Here is a 20,818-nt window from a genome sequence, read left to right on the forward strand (position 1 = left end):
TTCCTCCAATATTGGCGGCAAATCGTGTTCTAAATTTATTTATAGAAGTAGGGAGTTGACTAAAAATGATTACAGCGAAAACGAACGCCGATATACCCCGAAAAACAAGTAAATCTTCAAGAGGTCTTCGTACGAAAAATGCATTAATTGGCTGGTCATTTATTGCAATTGCAACCATTATGATCTGTTGGTTCTATTTTTACCCAATGGTTCAAGCATTAATAATGTCATTTCAATCTGGGACAGGAACAAATCTAACTTTTGTTGGATTGGAAAATTACAAACGTCTTTTTCAAGATCCAACCTTTATTGCAGCCGTTAAAAATACAGTCATTTTTTTAATAGTCCAAGTACCGGTGATGATCTTATTAGCTCTTGTATTCTCAGTCTTATTAAATGACAAGACATTAAAGTTCAAAGGTTTATTCCGTACCGCTATCTTTTTACCAGCTGTTACGTCTTTGGTCGCCTATTCCGTTATATTCAAATATCTATTTGGAGTAGATGGAATACTAAATATTATGTTAATGAAAATATCTATAATATCTGAACCAATTCAATGGCTTACTGACCCCTTCTGGGCGAAGATAGCGATTATTATTGCGATTACATGGAGATGGACAGGATATAATATGATATTCTACCTATCTTCTTTACAAAACATAGACCCATCTATTTATGAAGCAGCGAAAATTGATGGTGCAACATCTGTCCAACAGTTTTTCAAAATTACAATACCGATGTTGAAGCCTATTATTCTATTCACTTCAATTACTTCAACGATTGGTACGCTTCAATTGTTTGATGAGGTTATGAATATTACCGGTGGGGGACCTGGTAACTCCACAATCACAATATCACAATATATCTATAATATTTCCTTTAAATACACACCAGACTTTGGCTACGCTGCAACAGTATCGTATGCTATCGTAATTATGATTGTTTTCTTCTCTATCATTCAGTTTAAAGTGGCAGGTGATAAAAAATGAGTAAATTCAAACGTGTTATTAGTTATGGAGTATTAATTATTGCCACAATCATCTCGGTATTCCCTTTCTTGTGGATGATTGTAAGTGCTACGAATAAATCAGTAGATGTAACAAAAGGTAGATTGTTACCCGGCTCAAATTTAATAGAAAACTTTCAGAACCTTCTAGAGACAGTAAATTTAGTACCTGCACTAGTCAACTCAGCAAAGGTTTCAATCTCTACAACTATTCTAGCTTTATTGATAGGTTCTTTAGCTGGTTATGGTTTTGAGATTCATAGGAGTAAGGCAAAAGATATTGTATTCAATATTCTATTACTTTCAATGATGATACCTTTTGCAGCCTTAATGGTACCGTTGTTCCGTATGTTTGGTTCAATTTCACAAAACGCTCCATTTATGGGAATTGATACACTAACTGCAGCAGTACTACCGAGTATTACTACAGCGTTTCTTATCTTTTTCTTCCGCCAAAATACAAAAATGTTTCCGAAGGATATTTTAGAGGCAGGTCGAATTGATGGATTAAGTGAATTAGGAGTATTCTTTAAAATATACGTACCAACAATGAAAACAACTTATGCAGCAGCAGCTATTATTACGTTCATGGCTAGTTGGAATAACTATCTATGGCCATTAGTAGTGTTACAATCTCCTGAAAATCAGACAATACCCTTGCTTATTTCAAATCTAGGTTCAAGTTATTCACCTGATTATGGAATGATTATGACAGCAATTGTAATTGCTACTTTACCTGCAGCGCTAATATTCTTCTTAATGCAAAAGCATTTCGTTGCAGGAATGATGGGATCTGTGAAATAACATTTTTAAGGAAAGGTAGTGTAATAATGACTATGAAACCGAGTTTAAACTGGCTTTCAGATTTGAATGTATTTGCAGTTAATCGAGTATCAGCACATTCGGATCACTCTTATTATGAAAATTTGGAGGAAGCAAAAGATAAAGCGCCTATGAGTATGCGCTTTGATATGAACGGCAATTGGAAATTTCATTATGCAGATAATCCGAAACTTCGCCCAAAAGAATTTTATGAGTTGGATTATGATTGTCGAAGTTGGGAACATATCAAAGTTCCAGGGCATATCCAATTACAGGGGTATGGACAACCACAATATGTAAATACGATGTATCCTTGGGATGGACATAATGATATTCGTCCACCTGAAATCCCGACTGACCACAATCCAGTTGGTAGTTATGTAAAGTATTTTACTGTTCCTGAAAACATGGTACAGAAGCCTGTATATATCTCTTTTCAAGGAGTAGAATCTGCATTCTATGTTTGGCTAAATGGTGAATTTGTAGGATACAGTGAAGACTCATTTACACCTGCAGAATTTGAATTAACTCCTTTTATAAAGGATGGAGAAAATAAGCTTTGTGTTGAAGTATATCAACGTAGTACAGGAAGTTGGTTAGAAGATCAAGATTTCTGGAGATTTTCAGGGATTTTTAGAGATGTATATTTATATACAGTTCCCGAAATTCATATTCGTGACCTACATGTAAATGCTGATTTAGATCAATCCTTAACGGTTGGAACGCTGAATGTAAATCTTGAATTGTTAAAGAGTATATCTACTGACGTGCCATTAGTAGTTGAGTTATTTGACGCAGAAAATCAACTTGTTATATCTGAAAATATGAACCTATCAGATAGCAAGCATTCATTTTCTATGTCACTTAACGAGCCAAATCTTTGGAGTGCTGAAAAACCTTATTTGTATAGATTGTATCTTCAGGTCTTTAATCAATCTGGAGAATTAATTGAAGTTGTGCCACAGAGTGTTGGGTTTAGAAGATTTGAACTTGTTGATAAGGTTATGAAAATAAATGGCGAACGAATCGTATTCAAAGGTGTTAATCGTCATGAATTTAACTATCAAACTGGCCGTGCAATTACGAAAGAAGATATGCTTTGGGATATTAAAACTCTTAAACAACATAATATTAACGCAGTCAGGACATCTCATTATCCAAATCAAAGCCTTTGGTATGAGCTTTGTGATGAATATGGAATCTATGTAATTGATGAAATGAACTTAGAAACCCATGGTTCATGGCAGAAGATGGGGGCTGTAGAGCCATCATGGAATATACCAGGGAATAAACCTGAATGGCATGATATTGTAATGGATCGTGCAGTTTCCATGTTTGAAAGAGATAAAAATCATCCATCGATTGTGATTTGGTCTTGTGGAAATGAATCATATGCTGGTGAAGTCATTTTAAGTGTTTCTAAATATTTTAAAAAAGTAGACCCAAGTCGTCTTGTTCATTATGAAGGAGTATTCCATAACCGTGATTATGATGAGATAAGTGATATGGAAAGCCGCATGTATGCAAAGCCAGCTGATATTGAAAACTATTTGAACAATCAACCTGAAAAACCTTATATCAGCTGTGAATATATGCATGCAATGGGTAATTCACTTGGAGGTATGAATAAATATACAGATTTAGAAAGTAAATATCCTATGTATCAGGGTGGCTTCATATGGGACTATATTGACCAGTCTCTAATCAAAAAGGACCGTTACGGAAACGAGTTTTTGGCATATGGAGGAGACTTTGGGGATCGCCCAACTGATTATGGGTTTTGTACAAATGGAATTGTGTATGCAACCCGAGAGCTTTCACCTAAAATGCAAGAAGTAAAGTTTCTGTATCAAAACATTAAGCTATACCCAGATCAATCTGGTGTAAGAATTGTAAATGATAACCTATTTACAAATACAACTGATTTTGAGCTTCAATATGTGTTATATCGAGAAGGGGTAGAGGTATACAAAACTACTACTAATGTTGATATTGCACCATTAAGCGAGGGAAATCTGTCGTTCAATTGGCCGTCTGGCGTTATGGATCTACCAGGCGAATATAGCATCCTAGTTTCATTCAAACTTAAGGAACAAACAGTTTGGGCTGACGCTGGTTATGAAATCGCATTTGGACAATTCATATTTGAGGTCGGGGAAAAATTGATATCAATTCAAAGAGATAAAGCTAGTGAATTACGAGTAGCTTACGGTGATGTTAATATCGGTGTTCATGGAAGGGAATTCTCTGCTATCTTCTCAAAACAAGCTGGGAGTTTGATTTCATTAAAATATGCAGGAAATGAAATGATTGAAATGCCTCCAGCACCATTATTCTGGAGAGCTACAACTGATAATGACAGAGGATTTTCTCAAACCTATCATTCAGGTGAGTGGTTAACCTCTAGTCTTGCACGCAAATGTGTAGGAGTAGACGTGCAGGAAGAAGTAGATTCCGTTCGGGTGAGTTTTGTATATAAATTACCAATTCATAGTGAGGTTAAAGTTAAGGTTGATTATACAGTGCTTCGTGACGGAAGTGTAAGAGTTAAATCCGTATATCATGGTACTGAAGGATTACCACAAATGCCTATACATGCTGTATCTTTCAAAGTATCTGCAGATTATGATCAGTTAGAATGGTATGCAATGGGTCCAGATGAGAATTACTCGGATCGTTCAGAAGGAGCAAAATTAAGTATCTTTACTAACAACGTTAAAGATAATCTCTCAGGCTATGTCATGCCGCAGGAATCAGGTAATCGTACCGGTGTACGTTGGGTTCGTTTAACAAATAGGGAAGGAACTGGTCTCAAAATTGAATCAGTTTCAGAACCAGTTGAATGTAATTTCTCACCATATACAGCATTTGAACTTGAGTCTGCGCAACATGTTTATGAGTTGCCACCTGTGCACTATACAGTTGTTACAGTCGCAGGAAAGCAAATGGGTGTTGGTGGTGACGATAGCTGGGGAGCACCTGTACATGAAGAGCATCTACTTCAGGCAAATGAAGATAGAGAATTCGAGTTTATCATTCAGCCACTGTAAATGATATAAATCTAAAGAGCTTGATTTTATCAAGCTCTTTAGTATAGGAGGGGAAAAGTGATGAATTATATACTAATAAACGAGCAAACCAAAGAATTTCACTTAACAAACGGTAACATTAGTTATATTTTTAATGTCTTAAAAAATGGGAGTCTGGGTCAGTTATATTTTGGGAAGGCCATCAAACACAGAACGGATTTTTCTCATTTCCAGCGTACAGATATTCCAACGGCAGCCAGCTGTCATTACTTTCAAGATGATCCTGCATTCTCGTTAGAAACCATTAGACAAGAATATCCGGTTTACGGAAAAGGAGATTTCCGAGACGCTGCGATTGAGCTTGAAACAAACGAAGGGAGAATTGGTAATGGTTTTATTTATAAATCATATGAAATCTCTCAAGGGAAACCAAATCTCAAGGGATTACCTGCAACATACGCAAAAGAAAACGAAGCAAGTTCTATTACAATTACATTAATTGATGAAAAAGTTCAAGCAGAACTACAGTTAACCTACACCATATTTCATGACTTTTCAGTTATAACTAGAAGTGTAGCCTTGAGAAATAGTGGATCTAATCCAATCTATATAAAAAAGTTAATGAGTTCTTCGATTGACCTTCCAGATGCAGCTGATTTAAGAATGATTCATTTAGCTGGTACTTGGTCAAGGGAAAGGCATCTTGAGAAACGTGACCTTGTACCAGGCATTCACTCGGTTGCAAGTATTCGGGGAGCAAGTTCACATCATCATAATCCATTTATAGCATTAATGAGAAAAGATGCAACAGAGCATGATAATGAGGTTTATGGTTTCAATTTCGTATACAGTAGTAATTTCTTAGGTCAAGTTGAAGTGGACCATTATGATACGGCGCGAGTCATGATGGGGATTCATCCTCATCAGTTTAAGTGGCAACTTGAAGGAGAAGATAGTTTTCAGACCCCTGAAGTGGTTATGGTTTACTCAGAAAATGGATTAAATGGGATGAGTCAGACGTTCCATAATCTATATAAAAATCAGCTAATTAGAGATCCGTGGAAAACTGAAGATAGACCTATTTTAATTAATAACTGGGAAGCAACTTATTTTGATTTTAATGAAGAAAAATTAGTTAATATCGCAAAAAGTGCAAGTGAACTTGGAATTGAATTGTTTGTCTTAGATGATGGTTGGTTTGGTAAAAGAAATGATGATACATCCTCACTCGGTGACTGGTTTGAAAATGAAGAGAAATTACCTGATGGTTTAACCTCTCTCTCAGAGAAGATAAACAAACTAGGAATGGAATTCGGACTATGGTTTGAACCTGAAATGGTAAGTCCGAATAGCCTTTTGTTTGAAACACATCCAGATTGGATAATAGGAAGACCACAGGAGCACTTAACTTTTGGACGAAATCAGCTTGTACTTGATTTTTCAAGAGAAGAAGTTGTCGAGTATCTTTATGAGAAGATGGCCACAATCATAAAGAGAACGAATTTGTCCTACATCAAATGGGATATGAACCGTAATATTACGGATGCATTTTCAAACGCACTTTCATATGAGAAACAGGGTGAGTTTTTCCATCGTTACATTCTAGGTGTTTATACTTTATACGATAAACTAACATCTGAATTCCCAACAGTTTTGTTTGAATCATGTGCAGGTGGTGGGGGACGATTTGATCCTGGAATGTTATATTATGCGCCACAGGCGTGGACAAGTGATGATACAGATGCAGTCGAAAGACTCAAGATTCAGTATGGAACATCCATCGTTTATCCGATTTATAGTATGGGTTCACATGTTTCCGCTGCACCTAACCATCAAACGTTACGGTCAACATCCATTGAAACAAGAGCAAACACAGCTTATTTTGGAACCTTTGGTTATGAACTGAATCCGTTAGAGTTAAGTGATGAAGATCGTAATGTTATAAAAGTGCAAGTGGAATTTTATAAGACACATCGTAATCTTGTTCGTGACGGGAACTTTTACCGACTTCAAAGTCCGTTTGAACAAAATGAAACTGCATGGATGATTGTTTCAAAAGATAAAAAAGAAGCATTAGTAGGCTACTATAAAGTGCTAGCTACTCCTACTACAAAAAAACATCAAGTCTTAACGTTAAAAGGATTAGATGAATCTATCTCATATACTATAAATGGAACAGAAGATATTTATTACGGAGATGAATTAATGTATAGAGGATTGCCACTTTCAGTCGAGTTTAATGGTGCTAATGGACAACATGCAGAACGCGGTGGAGATTATCAATCTATTGTTTATTACTTAAAAGGATAAGGGTTAGAAATGTATGCGAAAAAGAGAGGGGAGAACCCTCTCTTTTTTGCTACGAACCCTATAATTATTTAGGAGTTTAATCCTTTTCTTCTATAATATACACAACCAACACTAATTCCAATTAGAGTGAAAAGAAAACCTAGCATTAGCCAGTTATAGTTCGAAGTGGCAGTAGTGGGTAAGGTATTGTCACCTTTTTTATTCTCAGGCCCTTCAGAATTGTCTTTATTTTCGTCACCATTGCCTGGATTCTTACCATTACCAGGGTTCTCGTTACCGTTCCCTGGATTCTCGCCATCACCAGGGTTTTCGTTACCGTTCCCTGGATTCTCACCATTACCAGGGTTTTCGTTACCATTCCCCGGATTTTCACCATTACCAGGGTTCTCGTTACCGTCTCCAGGCTCTTCACCGTCACCAGGCGGTTCTTCGTCCCCACCTGGTTCCTCAGTTTCCCCATCTGTAGGATCCCAACCATTTAGTACATTTTTCACTGTCCAGTTAGCGGCTTCTTCATCGGTCAGCTGCCTTCTTGATTCATTAATTGCAGCACCAGGTCCGAAGTTTTTATATTCATATAAGCGTGCTTTTTCAGGATCCAAGCCACTCATGGATGTCCAGCCTTCTTCTTTAATGTGATTTCCGAGTTCACTATTCATAATGACCACACTACCGATTGCATTTGGATTTCCACCAGCAGGCCAAGGTCTGCCTAAATAGACAGTGCCAGCAGGAGCATCACTTGTAAGCTTGCTATCCTTGATCAAGATTCCGTATGGATCTGTGATTAAAGTACTTGCAGCAGTGATATATCCATTATTTGAGTCTGAACCACGGTCAAGTGAGTGAATAATAGAATCCTCAAAAACAGCGCGTGCTGCACCGAAGATAAAATCAACATCACCTTCAACATACACTTGTGTATAGTATTGGCTTCCAGAGTGGACATATAAGGTATCCTGGTTACCAATGAATCTTACATTCTTAAAATATTGCCGTTCCCCAGCAGCATATACGGCAACAGCTTGTTTACCGCTCACATCTGTGGAGCTTTCATCAAAAGAGTTTTCGAATGTTACATTTTCAACTCTGAAATCATTCGCGCGTAAATAGACACTTGCACTTCCACTTGTACCAAGAGTACCACCAACACCATTATCTCTACCCGCAAAGTTATCGTAAGTTAAGATAGTCTTTTCTGGGTCTTCACCAATTATTGTAATAAATGGTTTAGTATTCGGTACAGTGACAACCTCTTTATAGACTCCATTTTTGATAAAAATCGTAATCGGAGTTGTATTATTTGCAGGAATCGCATCAATTGCAGCTTGGACTGTTGTATAGTCACCAGTTCCATCTTTAGCAACAAAGATTTCATTTTCAATCTCACCAATCTGTTCTTCTATGCTTTTCACAACTTTGATATCACCATCTTTTAATTGTCGACCATCAAGATCATTAGAGTTAGTACCAACTACCTGTGCATATACGTGATTTGTAAAATATCCAGTTTCTGAGACAGTACTTAATAATTTCGTCCCCCAATGACCACCCCATGAATAACCATTTCGACGTTCTTCTTCAATTTCCATAATGTCGTATTTAATAACACCATCCCGACCAGAGAAGATTCCACGGTTGGTACCAATCTCATAAAATCTATACCATGCGGTAGAATTTGAATCTTCTACAAAATACACATTATTTGGATCACCACTTACATATCGAGTATTTTCTAGTTTAACCTCATCTAGCCATTGTAGTGCAGCAAGAACTGATTTCTTTATTTCATCAGTTTGTGGACGAGACATAAGGAATCTTATAATACCAATTGATTCCTGACCTGAAACCGATGCATGCTCATAGGCACGTGCATTTTGTGGTTCAAACGTATACGGATCATGCTGAGCGCCCCAAGCGGTTAACGTTCCATCAGGGAATTTAATTTGTGCTTTTAAAATATAATCAATTCCACTTTTAATTGAAAGCTTGATTCTTTGAATATACGAATCGTCCAATACATCAGAGTCAAATGGATACCTATTTTCAACAATATCATCCATCATCTCTAAAACATTGATCATTGCTTCATCATTAAAGGTGACATAGTCGGAGTAATTACCGCGACTAGGATAGACCTGAGCGAACCCACCAGTGTCGTATTGTAATTGGAATAAGAACTCAAGTCCTTTTTCAACGCTATCTTTGTATTTTTTATCGCCGGTTTCACGATACACCTCGGCTAAGAAAAGGATCTCCTTAATCGTTGCATCATTATCAATCGTACCTAATTCAACACCATTTTCAATCCATTCAGAACGAGGCTCAGTCCCATCCCAAGGGCGTTCATAAATATGTGGCCAGTTTTTTGTCCAACCACCATGCTCCATTTGCCAGGTTAATAGATTATCAGCTTTTCGAATCGCTTCGTTTAAATCGCCTTTAAAATCTACCTTCTCTGGTTCAACTACGTACTGCCCGTTTTGATCCAGTTCATCTAAACTGTTTAAAATAAGTACTGTTTGGCCAAATTTATTTTTACCTTTTGCGGCCTTATCAATTCTGAGATTCTTGAAGTTAGGGCTGAGAGTCGACCAATTACCAGTAGGATAAACGACACGAATATCAGAGAAATCAAATTCATCAAATGTACTATTTAATGTAATAGCAATAAGATTGCTTGATATCGCATGAACATTCGCAATTTGAACGGTATTATTTGAATCATCGCTTGGAAGAGAATCAACTAGGATTTTTGCTTCTCCCCATGTAAGGTCATTATTATCATCATTTGCTAATGTTGCGGTACCATTTAAATTCTTAATAATTTCTACTGCTTCCTGTTTCTTTAGTAACATGTCCGGATGAATCTTATTATTCTTTACAAGACTATCCATGTAGCCAGCTTGTTTCGCAGCTGCAAGAACATAGGAATACCATTCAGTAAGGGAGACTTCCCAAACGTTTGTTTCACTACTTAAGCCCTTAAATGGTTCTTCTTTTTCAAGTCCAAGTTTACTATTAATTAATGCCATGAGCTCAAGTCTTGAGATAGAATCGTTATCAGCAGGCTGCTTGTCAGCGATCAATCCCAACTCATTCAATTTTTTTAGGTGAAGGCCACTCACAACATCCGTTAAATCAGATTCTTCAACATCAATCGGACCATCACTAGAGCCGTTTTCTTTATTATGGATTCGCAAATGGTCAATATTGGCTCCACCACTTGGACCAACACCAGTAGCACGAATTTTATTTTCCCCAGCATTTAAGTTTGCTTTAGTTGATGTGTACACCCATGTTGTCCATGCGCCGGTAGGGTCAAAGGCTAATGATTCTGCTACAACCTTGTCATTTACCTTAATCTCAGCAGGTCGTGCATCAGATCCGCCAGAAGCGTATCTGAAGTCAATGAAGTATTCTCCATCAGTTGGAACATTTACAGTCCATTCAACCCAGCTGCCTGGCTGATTTGGTTTAAAGTCAATAAATCCAGTTCCCGTAAATCCAGGATGCTGATTATCAATGATGACACCATTTTCATCTAGATGAGCATCTTCAGCCTCATAGGTTTGATCAACTTCCATATAAACTTTTAGATGGTCGATATTCGCACCGCCACTCGCTCCAACGCCGGTAGCAACAATTATATTCTCGCCAGCCTTTAAGCTTGCTTTAGTTGATGTGTAAATCCAATTTGCCCAACCACCTGTTGGATTGAAGGCGAGTTCAGGCTCGACAATCTCTCCATTAACCTTTATTTCGGAAGGACGTTCATCAGTTCCACCATGGGCAAATCGAAAATCTAACGTATATTCTCCTGCGACAGGAACATCGATTGTCCATTCGATGATACCTCCTGGTGCATTCGGTACCATATCTACGAAACCAGTTCCTGTAAACCCAGGATGTTTATTATCAATAATGGCATTTGTTAGCTTTCCTTCCTCAGCTTCAAAAATGCCACCTTGAACAGGTTCAGAAGGAGGGGTCGGTTCACCAGGCTCTTCAGGTTCTTCAGGCTCAACCTTTGGTAAAGATCCGGAAATTTTAATGTCATCCACATAATGTCCAAGTGCTTTACTACCTGGAGTAAATGTTTCAAAATAATTTACTTTAGTCGTAGGTTCATTTAGTTGGGCATCCTCTAATTTAAGTTCATCATTGATATAAACATCTGCTGTTTGATTGTTTATATCAATCTCAACCTTGATGTCGTACCATACATTTTCCTCAAGTTGAACCAATGGGGTAAAATTGCTCCCAGTTCGATAGGATATGTGATTATCCTTGGTTTCAATAATGATAGGCGTTTTGTCTCCTTTTACTCTCATTACTTTCGTAGAGCTTGTATACTTCGGTTGCATGAATTTCATTTGCACAGTGACTACATCAACGAGTTCATCAAAGGATTTGCTTAGATTCACGTCTGCTGTTTCACTAGTGTCATTTAGGAATACACTCTTGTTTGTAAGATCCGGAACTTCTGTTACTTCAATTGTTCCACCATTCTCAGATACATTAAAATTTGCTGGAGGTTCGCCAGTGATATCTCCATTAAAATTAGCTTCAAAAAGAAAGCTGGAATCGTCCGTTTCTTCAGCATTAACCAGATTTATAGATACTGAAGAAAACATACTTGTGAACGTAAGTAGTACCACTAACAAAAGATAACCGAAACGCTTAGTTACACTCATTTTTTTAACTCCTTTCTTTGTACATAGATTGATAGACATCTGAAAGAACTGCTAATGTCACACCTCCTTGATAGGTCGAAAGAACTATTGGAATATTCAGTTATTAAAACGGTTACAAAGGAGAGTGTATCATAGGGTTGACACCAAAAATAGCAACATATTGCTGTAAAAGTATGCTGATATTGCTATTAGGGAGAGACCTTACAAAATGATTATTACTGTAATAGGAGATAGGCATGTATGAAAGAATCAAAAAAAGAGAGGGGAGACCCTCTCTTTCTATCGAGCTATATCATTTTAGGTAAAGAGGCCTTTCCTACGATATAATACAACACCAACACTAAAACAGATAATGGTTATTAGGGTGTCTACTATAATTGACAGTTGTATATATAAACTCTTACATCAACAGTTGCACCTAAAAATAGAAGTAAGAATCAGAGAATATTTGCTTTAGATCGAAATTGCTTTGGAGTCATATTGACTTGTTTTTTAAAGCTTCTGATAAAATTTGATGGGGAAGTAAATCCTGTTTTTTCCGAAACTTGATGAATTGGAACACTTGTAGAATGTAATAATTTTTTTGCCTCGTTAATTCTTCGTTGGAGTATGTATTCGTGGATGGTTAAACCAAGTTCTTTCTTGAAAAAATGGCATAGGTAATATTTATTTAGATGTAAGGTTTGGGCCAAGTTGTCGAGACGCCAATCGGTATTCCAAACTATATTAATTTCTTTCAAAATCCTTTCAAGCATTTCGCCCTTTCTCGAATCTCGGTTTGTGATTAGAGGTGTGTTCTGTACAACGGATGACTGAAGGTCACGACCGATAAATAGGAGAAACTCAAGGAAATATAACTCTAATGCACTTTCTTTTTCCCAAAGATCTTCGTTCTCTTGTTCAAATAAAAGGTTATCAACAATTTGTTGTAGATATTCTTCCTTCCATGGCTGTAGAGTAAGCACGTATTGTGGGGAAGGGAGACTGTCCAAAAAATGTGTAAACTTCTCAAATATTGGATGCTTAAAACTTAAAAAGTCCTCGGAAAAGAGGATAACGACTCTTTCATAAGGTACTCCTTTACGCAATCTGACCTTATGAAAATCTGTACTCTTAAAAAAGATGATTTGTCCTTTTGTTAGATGAAACACGTTTTCTTCAAAAATATATGTGGTTTCACCGTTCTGGAGCCATACGATTTCAAAACCTGAGTGAGAATGGAAGTTTGATGCAGTTTTTCGGTCCACCTTGTATTGTACTGAGAATTTCGGTCTCTTAAATTTTTTGCTAAACAATTTATCATGATAGACTCTCATTTTTCCACCTTCCTTAAACTATTCCAATATTAAAAATAAATCGGTTTCAAAAATGAGTTTAACATAGTAGAGATAGTCATAAATGTGCATAAATTGCTCTAAAAATATGAAAACCTTGCTAATTAGCAAGGTTCTTATCAAATGATTATAGGTGTTATGAGAAAAAAGGACAAAATGTAATTATTAATAGAAACTTAATTATTTGTTCATAGTTTCTTCATACTTGCAAAGTAATATAAAGACATGGAAAAGAAACAGCTTTTTCATACCCCCCTTTTAAATGATCATATCTTTTTTAGTATCCGGCTAATGTAGCCGGATATTTTTTTTGAAAAAATGAATATTACGTTTAAATGTATAGAATCGCAGGATTCAACCAATATAAAAATATGGAAAAAATAAAAATAGGGGGATATATACATGAAGCATATGACGCTTACACCAAATCAGATTCTGAATCTACACGGTTTCAACAATCTGACAAAATCATTAAGTTTTAATATGTATGATATTTGTTATACGCGTTCACAAGAAGAGCGAGATGCGTATATTGAATATATTGATGATGTATATAATGCAGATCGCTTAACTGAGATTCTCAGTAATGTTGCGGATATCATTGGTGCGAATATTTTAAATGTCGCAAAGCAGGATTATATTCCGCAGGGGGCAAGTGTTACAATTTTGGTATCTGAAGGCCCAGTCGATGAATCGCCTGATGAAGCGTTTGAAGAGTCCCCAGGACCGATTCCAGGGTCTGTTGTTACGCAGTTAGACAAAAGCCATATCACCGTTCACACGTATCCTGAATCACATCCTCATGAAGGAATAAGTACATTTCGAGCTGACATTGATGTTTCAACCTGTGGAGAAATATCTCCTCTTAAAGCGTTAAATTATATGATTCAGTCGTTTGAAACGGACGTGATGACAATTGATTATCGAGTACGTGGATTCACGCGAGATGTGACAGGGCATAAGCTATTCATTGACCATGAAATAAATTCGATTCAAAACTACATCCCTGATGAAATTCAAGAAATGTACCATATGTTTGATGTGAATGTGTATCAGGAAAACATTTTTCACACAAAATGTAAACTAAAGGAGTTTGACTTAGAGCACTACTTGTTTTTTAATAATACGAAGGAAAAACTAACGCCAGAAGAGGAAACAATCATCGCTGAAAAACTGATTACCGAAATGGATGAAATTTTTTATGGAAAAAACATTAGATAAATAGTTGACAAAAGTGTGAACAGGATGTAAAATTATTCATATAATAAATATTGTGAATATTGTTCTCCTAAAGGGGAGTAGCTTTTACAGCAAAGTCGTCATTTCAGAGTGTCACAACTCTCGGCTTTGTTGGCAACTTTAACGTTGTTAGCAAGACCTTTACCAGACTACGGTAGAGGTCTTTATTTATGGCCTTTACCAACCAAGGTAAAGGTCATTTTGTTTTTTACTGGATCGAGGTGAGAAGAGGTATGTTAAAGAGGAGAATAGGGTCAGTATCAATGGAAGAATTAATAAAAAGAAACAAAGAAGAGCTTTTACGAGATAAGCAAGAGTTAGAAAAAATTGAAAAACGTCTTGATGATAAGCATGTTACTACAGTGAAGTAGTTTTATTCTAGGGAAGGTCTATGCTTTCCCAATTAAATAGATTAAAAGTTTAATAGTTTAATAGTCAAAAAAACGAAGGGAGATCTTTGATGGAATTTTTAAGCGCTGAGTTTTTTTCCGCACTCTTAGTTATTATTATGATTGATTTGGTGCTTGCGGGCGACAATGCCATCGTAATCGGATTGGCGGCAAGAAATTTACCTAAAGAACAACAAAAGAAAGCTATTATCTGGGGAACTGTAGGTGCAATTGCAATTCGAATTGTAGCAACATTAGCAGTTGTATGGCTCCTTGAAATCCCAGGTTTACGACTTGTAGGTGGTATCCTTCTTGTATGGATTGCTTATAATCTGTTAGCTGACGACAAAGGTCATGAAATTAAAGCAGTTGGTAACTTCTGGGCAGCAATACGAACCATTATTATTGCAGATGCTCTAATGGGTCTAGATAATGTTTTAGCAGTTGCTGGTGCTGCTCATGGTAACTTCTTACTAGTTGTTTTGGGACTAATTATTTCGGTTCCAATTATGGTTTGGGGAAGTACATTATTCATTAAGTTAATTGATCGTTTCCCAATCATTATCACAATTGGTGCTGCAATTTTAGCTTGGACTGCGTCAAAGATGATTGTTGCAGAACCATTCCTAAGCTCAGTCTTTAGTAATGGCTTTGTGAAATATGGTTTTGAAATTCTCGTAGTGGCTGCTGTAGTTGCAATTGGCTATATGAAGCAGAAAAAAGCAAAAACGGAATATGCAGCACAACAAGAACAACAAGTGTTAGCAAAAGTAGAATAGTACTTATAGGCTAGGCGGACCCATAAAAGGGTCCGCTTTTATATTGTATTGAAGATTACAAAATATGTGCATGGAATTGATTGACATTTGGGTTAAACTGGAATAAACTATTTATTGAACAGTGGTTAATAAAGGAGATACAGCAATTATGTCACCAAGAAAACAGGTTCAAGAAGAATTATCACGGGAAAGGATCATGGATGTTGCCCATGAATTATTTGTTCAAAAAGGGTATCAACATGTTTCAATGCGACAAATTGCAAAAGAACTAGAGTACAGCCATGGCGCAATTTATTATCATTTTAAAAATAAAGCTGATTTATTTTATGCAATGGTTGTTCAAGATTTTGAAATGCTAAATAGAGTTTTAGAGCAAATTATCAATCTAGACTTACCGCCCGTAGAAAAAATAAAAAAAATACTCATAGGTTATATCGAATTCGGCTTAACACACAAAAGCCAATATGAAATGATGTTTCTAATAAATGACGAAGAAGTAAAAAGCTGCATTCAAAATGAACCTCTAGAAAGCTATGGAATGTTTGCGAATGCTTTATCGTCTTTAAGTAATCATAAAGCGAGCATTCAGGATATCTGGTCAATTTTCCTGTCAATCCATGGATTTGTTACCCATTACTGTAGAAGTAAACAAACATTTGAGGATGTAGAAGGTTTAGCGGTGTCACATGTTGAGTTTATTGTAAAACCAATAATTGAGGGGAAAGAGTAATACTCCCCTCGATTAATGTATATATTTTTTTATTGTCTTTTGACCAGTGGTTAATAAACGCAAAGGAGAGGATTGGAGTGAAAAAAGCCTTAGTACTAGGTGCAACTGGTGGAATGGGATATGCAATTGTCGAGGAGTTAATCGAACGTGGAATAGAGGTAATTGCATTCGCACGAAATGAAGAAAAATTAAAGAGGTTTTTTCAAGATAGTAAGAATGTACAAATTCATGCGGGGGATGTATTTAACATTACAGACCTTACCCATGCGGCAAGAGAAGTAGATGTTATTTTTCATGCGATAAATATACCATACAGTGAGTGGTCTCAAAAGCAGCCAACTTTAATGAGGAATGTGGTAAAAGTGGCAGAATCGTCAAACTGTAAACTTGCGATAGTTGATAATATTTACGCTTATGGTCGGGGAAATGGAGAAAAAATAAAGGAAGAATACTCGAAAAACCCTCATACTAAAAAAGGGAATATTAGGCTAGAACTTGGGAAAATAGCCTTCCAAGCAAATACTCCAGTTCTTGTCGCTCATTTTCCGGATTTCTATGGACCCAATGCTGAAAATGCCATGCTCACTTATACATTTAATAAGATGGTTCAAAACAAAAAGGCCATGTTTGTCGGGAATCAACAAAATGCTAGGGAATATATTTATACACCTGATGGTGCAAAAGCAATTGTCGAGCTTTCCCTACATGAAAAGGCATATGGGCAAAGCTGGAATATCCCTGCCGCAGGAGTAATCTCAGGTAAGGAGATTATTCATATAGCACGTACTCATCTTGATTTTCAAAAAACTGTTTCAACAGTGTCAAAAGGTATGATTCAATTTTTAGGTATTTTTGATATGCAAATGAGAGAGGTTGTTGAGATGTTTTATTTAATGGAGGATCCGGTCGTATTAGATGGAACAAAATATGAGCGAGAAATTGGTTCCTTACCAGTTACGCCATATGAAGAAGGAATTAGAAAGACATTGGATTTTATGGTGGATAATAACTAAAAGTACATTGAAAAAGACAGAACGACATGATATGATGTCTATGTTCTGTCTTTTTTTAGATATGTATCATAAAAGCGTTCAATTTACCCTATTATAATTATATAACAACAAAATCGCTTTGTCAACAAACTTTCATTGGGTAGAGACAGAAGTTCACTTAACGAGGAGTGGTGTTCATGGAGAAACAACAACAGACACACTGGAATAAGGAACAAGACAGACTAGAAGATGTATTTGATGTCATCGACAGCAAGAAGGAGGCTATTGAATCCAAAGTGGGGGGGATTAAAGGTGAGATTGTCGACCTCCGTAAATCATTTTGGGAGGATGTAACTGTCAACCTTGATGAGCCTGATGACGTCCTTGAAACATTTCAAAGTATCAAACAACAATCCGAACTATTAGGTGAACGTGAAAGAAACCATCGGCAGATTCATAAACAAATGAAGGTGCTGGACAGACTTAAAGAATCGCCTTACTTTGGTCGTTTTGATTTTCTTGAAGATGGAGAAGACAAAGCAGAGAAAATTTACATTGGAATTGCTTCCTTATTAGACAAGAATGAAGAGGATTTCTTAATTTTTGACTGGAGAGCACCAATTTCAAGTATGTACTATGACTATTATCCAGGCCCAGCCAAGTATGAAACACATTATGAAACAATAACAGGGGAAATGACGTTAAAACGTCAATTCATTATAAAAAACGGAAAATTGAAAAGCATGTTCGACACAGGTGTCACGATTGGAGATGAAATGCTTCAAGAGGTACTTGGTAACAATGCGAATACTCAAATGAAAAGCATTGTGGCTACAATACAACGGGAGCAAAACAAAATCATTCGGAATGAAAAGAGCCGCTATTTAATCGTTCAAGGTGTGGCTGGATCAGGAAAAACGTCGGCTGCTCTTCAGCGGGTTGCTTATTTGTTATATCGCTATCGGGAACAGCTAAGTTCAAATAATATTATGTTATTTTCTCCAAACCCTTTATTTAATAGCTATGTTGCGACTGTTCTACCTGAATTAGGAGAAGAAAATATGCAACAATCGACTTTCCAAGAGTATGCGCGATATCGATTAGATAATCTTTTCGAGGTGGAAGATCCATTTAAGCAGATGGAATACTTATTAACAGCTATGGAGAAGTCTGATTATAAAGTGAGGCTTCAATCGATTGCATTTAAAGCAACCCTTGCCTTCAAGACCCTTATTGATACGTATGTAAAAGAACTTGGGGAACAAGGACTTCTTTTTAAAGATATTTATTTTAAACAGAAAAAAATCATTTCAAAGGATGATATTCAGGACTATTTTTATTCATTATACACAACGACATCAATACCGAATCGATTAACAAAGGTAACAGAGTGGTTAATTAAGGAAGTCATTAAGCGTGAGCGGAAAGAACGTAAAAAAGATTGGGTCCTACAAGAAGCAGAATTGATGGAAAAGGAAGAGCACCTTGAGATTTTTAACCAATTACAGAATAAACGTGAGTTTTCCGAGGAGACCTTTGATGACTATGAACGTGAAGAAAAATTAATCGCGAAAGAAATCGTACGAAAACATTTTAAGCCAATAAAAAAAGCAATTAAAAGACTTGATTATCTTGATATAAAAGGATTATACTCCCAATTATTTACTTATGCGAAAGAGAAAAACGTTACAGAGAAATGGCAAGAAATTTGTTTCTATACTATAAAAAGTTTGCAAAATAATTATCTGACCTATGAAGATACAACTCCATTTCTATACATGCAGGATCTGGTTGAAGGAAAAAAATCTAACACAGGAATCCGTCACTTATTCATCGATGAGGCACAGGATTATTCTCCTTTCCAGTTTGAATATCTAAAGCAATTGTTTCCGAATTGTCGTATGACAATACTGGGGGATTACAATCAGGCCATATATGCACATACAATGGGGGCTCCGACCCTACTATCACCAGAACTCTATGGGGACGAAAAATATGAAGTTATCCAGTTAAAGAAAAGTTATCGTTCTACAAGAGAAATTGTTGAGTTTTCAAAAGGGATTGTATCTGGTGGTGAGGAAATAGAACCATTTAATCGTTCTGGTGCATTTCCATCGTATAGGGAAGTGCAGACAAAAGAAAACCTACATGAGGAACTACTTGCACATATTAAAACTCTTCAAGACAAAGGTCATGAAACAATTGCGGTGATCTGCAAAACAGATACAGAAAGCAAAGAAGCTTTCGAGGCGTTACGAGATAAAATCCAAATTCGTTTAATGAGCCAAGAATCCTATCAATATGATAAAGGTGTTTTGGTATTACCGACTTATTTGGCTAAAGGAATTGAGTTTGATGCCGTGATTATTTATAATGCATCCAATGAGGTATACGGTAGAGAATACGAAAGAAAACTTTTTTATACCGCATGTACAAGGGCTATGCATGAATTACGAGTCTTTTCAATTGGCAAAAGAAGCTTTTTCTTTAATGGAATTAATAAGGAAAAATATATAGAAATGTGAGAATCAGCAAGTATGCTGGTTCTTTTTTTTATTTGGATATTATTAACGTGAAAAAAAGATGCCAGGAAAGATAAAAATAAGAAAAAGATTTCTTCATAAGGAGGTAGAAAAATGACGACAAATTGTTTTTATTGCCATGACCCTTTTGAAAATGAAAGATTTCATTATGTAGCGTTTGTAAATATTGAAGGAGAACGAGAAGAAACATTATGCAAGGAATGCTATCAAGATTGGCTTGAAGGGATAAAGGAATGAATGATGTCTAAAGGGAATAGAGCGAAATCTCTAATTCCCCATTTTTTTGTTATAATTCTTTTATCAGGATAAAAAGGTGGGAGACTTTTGAATAGGTGTGGTTGGGTTAATGAGGATCCCCTTTACATTGACTACCATGACAATGAATGGGGTATTCCAGTTTTTGACGATCGCCTCCTCTTTGAATATTTAAATTTAGAGGGAGCACAGGCTGGTCTTAGTTGGTATACAATCTTAAAAAAAAGAGAGAATTATCGCAAGGCCTTTGATAACTTTGATCCATCAAAAATTATTACATATGATTCAGTGAAAATAGAAGAACTCTTGTCAAATGAAGGTATTGTCCGAAACCGATTAAAGATACAAGCAGTTATAACAAATGCAAAAGCATATTTTGAAGTGGTACAGGAATTTGGAAGTTTTCAATCATATATCTGGTCATTCGTTGATGGTAAACCAATTATAAATCATTTTAAAACTTTGGCCGAAGTACCAGCCACTACGGAAATTAGTGATAAATTAAGTCGTGATTTAAAAAAACGCGGTTTTAAATTTGTTGGCCCCACGATTTGCTACGCATTTATGCAAGCAACTGGAATGGTAAATGACCATATCGTTAGTTGTCATTGTTATAACCGTACATAGCGTCTGAAGTTACCGAGAGTTCGGACAAGGCACAGCAAAATGTAGTTACACTTGTCCGAATAA

General features: G+C 36.3%; 14 protein-coding genes. 12 read left to right on the forward strand and 2 right to left on the reverse strand.

All coding sequences use genetic code 11. The features are described from left to right. The first annotated feature begins 65 nt into the window (after positions 1–65). From CZ490_RS00575 to CZ490_RS00590, 4 genes are read left to right on the forward strand one after another with little or no spacing between them, the layout of a single operon-like run. Positions 66–992: a carbohydrate ABC transporter permease gene (locus CZ490_RS00575; protein WP_077617050.1), complete on the forward strand. Its 927-nt coding sequence runs from the start codon at positions 66–68 to the stop codon at positions 990–992. Then, positions 989–1,813, forward strand: coding sequence for a carbohydrate ABC transporter permease (locus CZ490_RS00580; protein WP_077617051.1), 825 nt, complete (start codon positions 989–991; stop codon positions 1,811–1,813). Before CZ490_RS00575 ends, CZ490_RS00580 begins: the two co-directional genes overlap by 4 nt. 26 nt (positions 1,814–1,839) lie before the next feature. Next, positions 1,840–4,881, forward strand: coding sequence for a beta-galactosidase, LacZ type (lacZ, locus tag CZ490_RS00585; RefSeq protein ID WP_142255316.1), 3,042 nt, complete (start codon positions 1,840–1,842; stop codon positions 4,879–4,881). Between the two features lie 60 nt (positions 4,882–4,941). Continuing rightward, positions 4,942–7,170, forward strand: a complete 2,229-nt coding sequence (locus CZ490_RS00590) for an alpha-galactosidase (protein ID WP_077617052.1) — start codon at positions 4,942–4,944, stop codon at positions 7,168–7,170. Positions 7,171–7,238: 68 nt separating this feature from the next. Here the strand turns inward: CZ490_RS00590 and pelA are convergent, their stop codons facing one another. Further along, positions 7,239–11,867, reverse strand: a complete 4,629-nt coding sequence (pelA, locus tag CZ490_RS00595) for a pectate lyase (RefSeq protein ID WP_159439880.1) — start codon at positions 11,865–11,867, stop codon at positions 7,239–7,241. Positions 11,868–12,304: 437 nt separating this feature from the next. Next, a complete protein-coding gene (locus tag CZ490_RS00600) occupies positions 12,305–13,183 on the reverse strand; it encodes an AraC family transcriptional regulator (RefSeq protein WP_077617054.1) in 879 nt (292 codons plus the stop codon). Positions 13,184–13,612: 429 nt separating this feature from the next. On the opposite strand from CZ490_RS00600, the gene speD reads away from it, so the two are divergent. The 8 genes from speD (at position 13,613) to CZ490_RS00635 (ending at position 20,755) form a co-directional block, all read left to right on the forward strand. Next, a complete protein-coding gene (gene speD / locus CZ490_RS00605; protein ID WP_077620893.1) occupies positions 13,613–14,422 on the forward strand; it encodes an adenosylmethionine decarboxylase in 810 nt (269 codons plus the stop codon). A 251-nt stretch (positions 14,423–14,673) separates the two neighbouring features. Then, entirely contained in the window at positions 14,674–14,811 is a 138-nt protein-coding gene (locus tag CZ490_RS00610; protein WP_077620894.1) for an FbpB family small basic protein, read from the forward strand. A gap of 89 nt (positions 14,812–14,900) precedes the next feature. Then, complete coding sequence (locus tag CZ490_RS00615) at positions 14,901–15,608, forward strand: TerC family protein (RefSeq protein ID WP_077617055.1); 708 nt, start codon at positions 14,901–14,903, stop codon at positions 15,606–15,608. A 148-nt stretch (positions 15,609–15,756) separates the two neighbouring features. Beyond that, complete coding sequence (locus CZ490_RS00620) at positions 15,757–16,338, forward strand: TetR/AcrR family transcriptional regulator (RefSeq protein ID WP_077617056.1); 582 nt, start codon at positions 15,757–15,759, stop codon at positions 16,336–16,338. Positions 16,339–16,415: 77 nt separating this feature from the next. After that, the gene (locus CZ490_RS00625; protein ID WP_077617057.1) at positions 16,416–17,351 is read left to right on the forward strand and encodes an SDR family NAD(P)-dependent oxidoreductase; all 936 of its coding nucleotides are present in this window, start codon (positions 16,416–16,418) and stop codon (positions 17,349–17,351) included. Positions 17,352–17,527: 176 nt separating this feature from the next. Then, a complete protein-coding gene (gene helD, locus CZ490_RS00630) occupies positions 17,528–19,855 on the forward strand; it encodes an RNA polymerase recycling motor HelD (RefSeq protein WP_077617058.1) in 2,328 nt (775 codons plus the stop codon). 111 nt (positions 19,856–19,966) lie between these two features. Continuing rightward, positions 19,967–20,110, forward strand: coding sequence for a hypothetical protein (locus CZ490_RS22450; protein WP_200801535.1), 144 nt, complete (start codon positions 19,967–19,969; stop codon positions 20,108–20,110). Between the two features lie 87 nt (positions 20,111–20,197). Further along, positions 20,198–20,755 (forward strand): DNA-3-methyladenine glycosylase I, encoded by a 558-nt coding sequence (locus CZ490_RS00635; RefSeq protein ID WP_077617059.1) that lies wholly within the window; start codon positions 20,198–20,200, stop codon positions 20,753–20,755. The last annotated feature ends 63 nt before the right edge of the window (positions 20,756–20,818 follow it).

The sequence above is a fragment of the Litchfieldia sinesaloumensis genome (genome assembly GCF_900156865.1).
In the GTDB taxonomy this organism is placed as follows: domain Bacteria; phylum Bacillota; class Bacilli; order Bacillales; family Bacillaceae_L; genus Ferdinandcohnia; species Ferdinandcohnia sinesaloumensis.

Bases quoted from the DNA above. Each gene is read 5' to 3' on its own strand.
- helD (WP_077617058.1), top strand. From the start codon at position 17,528: ATGGAGAAACAACAACAGACACACTGGAATAAGGAACAAGACAGACTA.
- pelA (WP_159439880.1), bottom strand. From the start codon at position 11,867: ATGAGTGTAACTAAGCGTTTCGGTTATCTTTTGTTAGTGGTACTACTT.
- CZ490_RS22450 (WP_200801535.1), top strand. From the start codon at position 19,967: ATGACGACAAATTGTTTTTATTGCCATGACCCTTTTGAAAATGAAAGA.
- CZ490_RS00575 (WP_077617050.1), top strand. From the start codon at position 66: ATGATTACAGCGAAAACGAACGCCGATATACCCCGAAAAACAAGTAAA.
- CZ490_RS00615 (WP_077617055.1), top strand. From the start codon at position 14,901: ATGGAATTTTTAAGCGCTGAGTTTTTTTCCGCACTCTTAGTTATTATT.
- speD (WP_077620893.1), top strand. From the start codon at position 13,613: ATGACGCTTACACCAAATCAGATTCTGAATCTACACGGTTTCAACAAT.
- CZ490_RS00590 (WP_077617052.1), top strand. From the start codon at position 4,942: ATGAATTATATACTAATAAACGAGCAAACCAAAGAATTTCACTTAACA.
- CZ490_RS00580 (WP_077617051.1), top strand. From the start codon at position 989: ATGAGTAAATTCAAACGTGTTATTAGTTATGGAGTATTAATTATTGCC.
- CZ490_RS00610 (WP_077620894.1), top strand. From the start codon at position 14,674: ATGTTAAAGAGGAGAATAGGGTCAGTATCAATGGAAGAATTAATAAAA.
- CZ490_RS00620 (WP_077617056.1), top strand. From the start codon at position 15,757: ATGTCACCAAGAAAACAGGTTCAAGAAGAATTATCACGGGAAAGGATC.
- lacZ (WP_142255316.1), top strand. From the start codon at position 1,840: ATGACTATGAAACCGAGTTTAAACTGGCTTTCAGATTTGAATGTATTT.
- CZ490_RS00600 (WP_077617054.1), bottom strand. From the start codon at position 13,183: ATGAGAGTCTATCATGATAAATTGTTTAGCAAAAAATTTAAGAGACCG.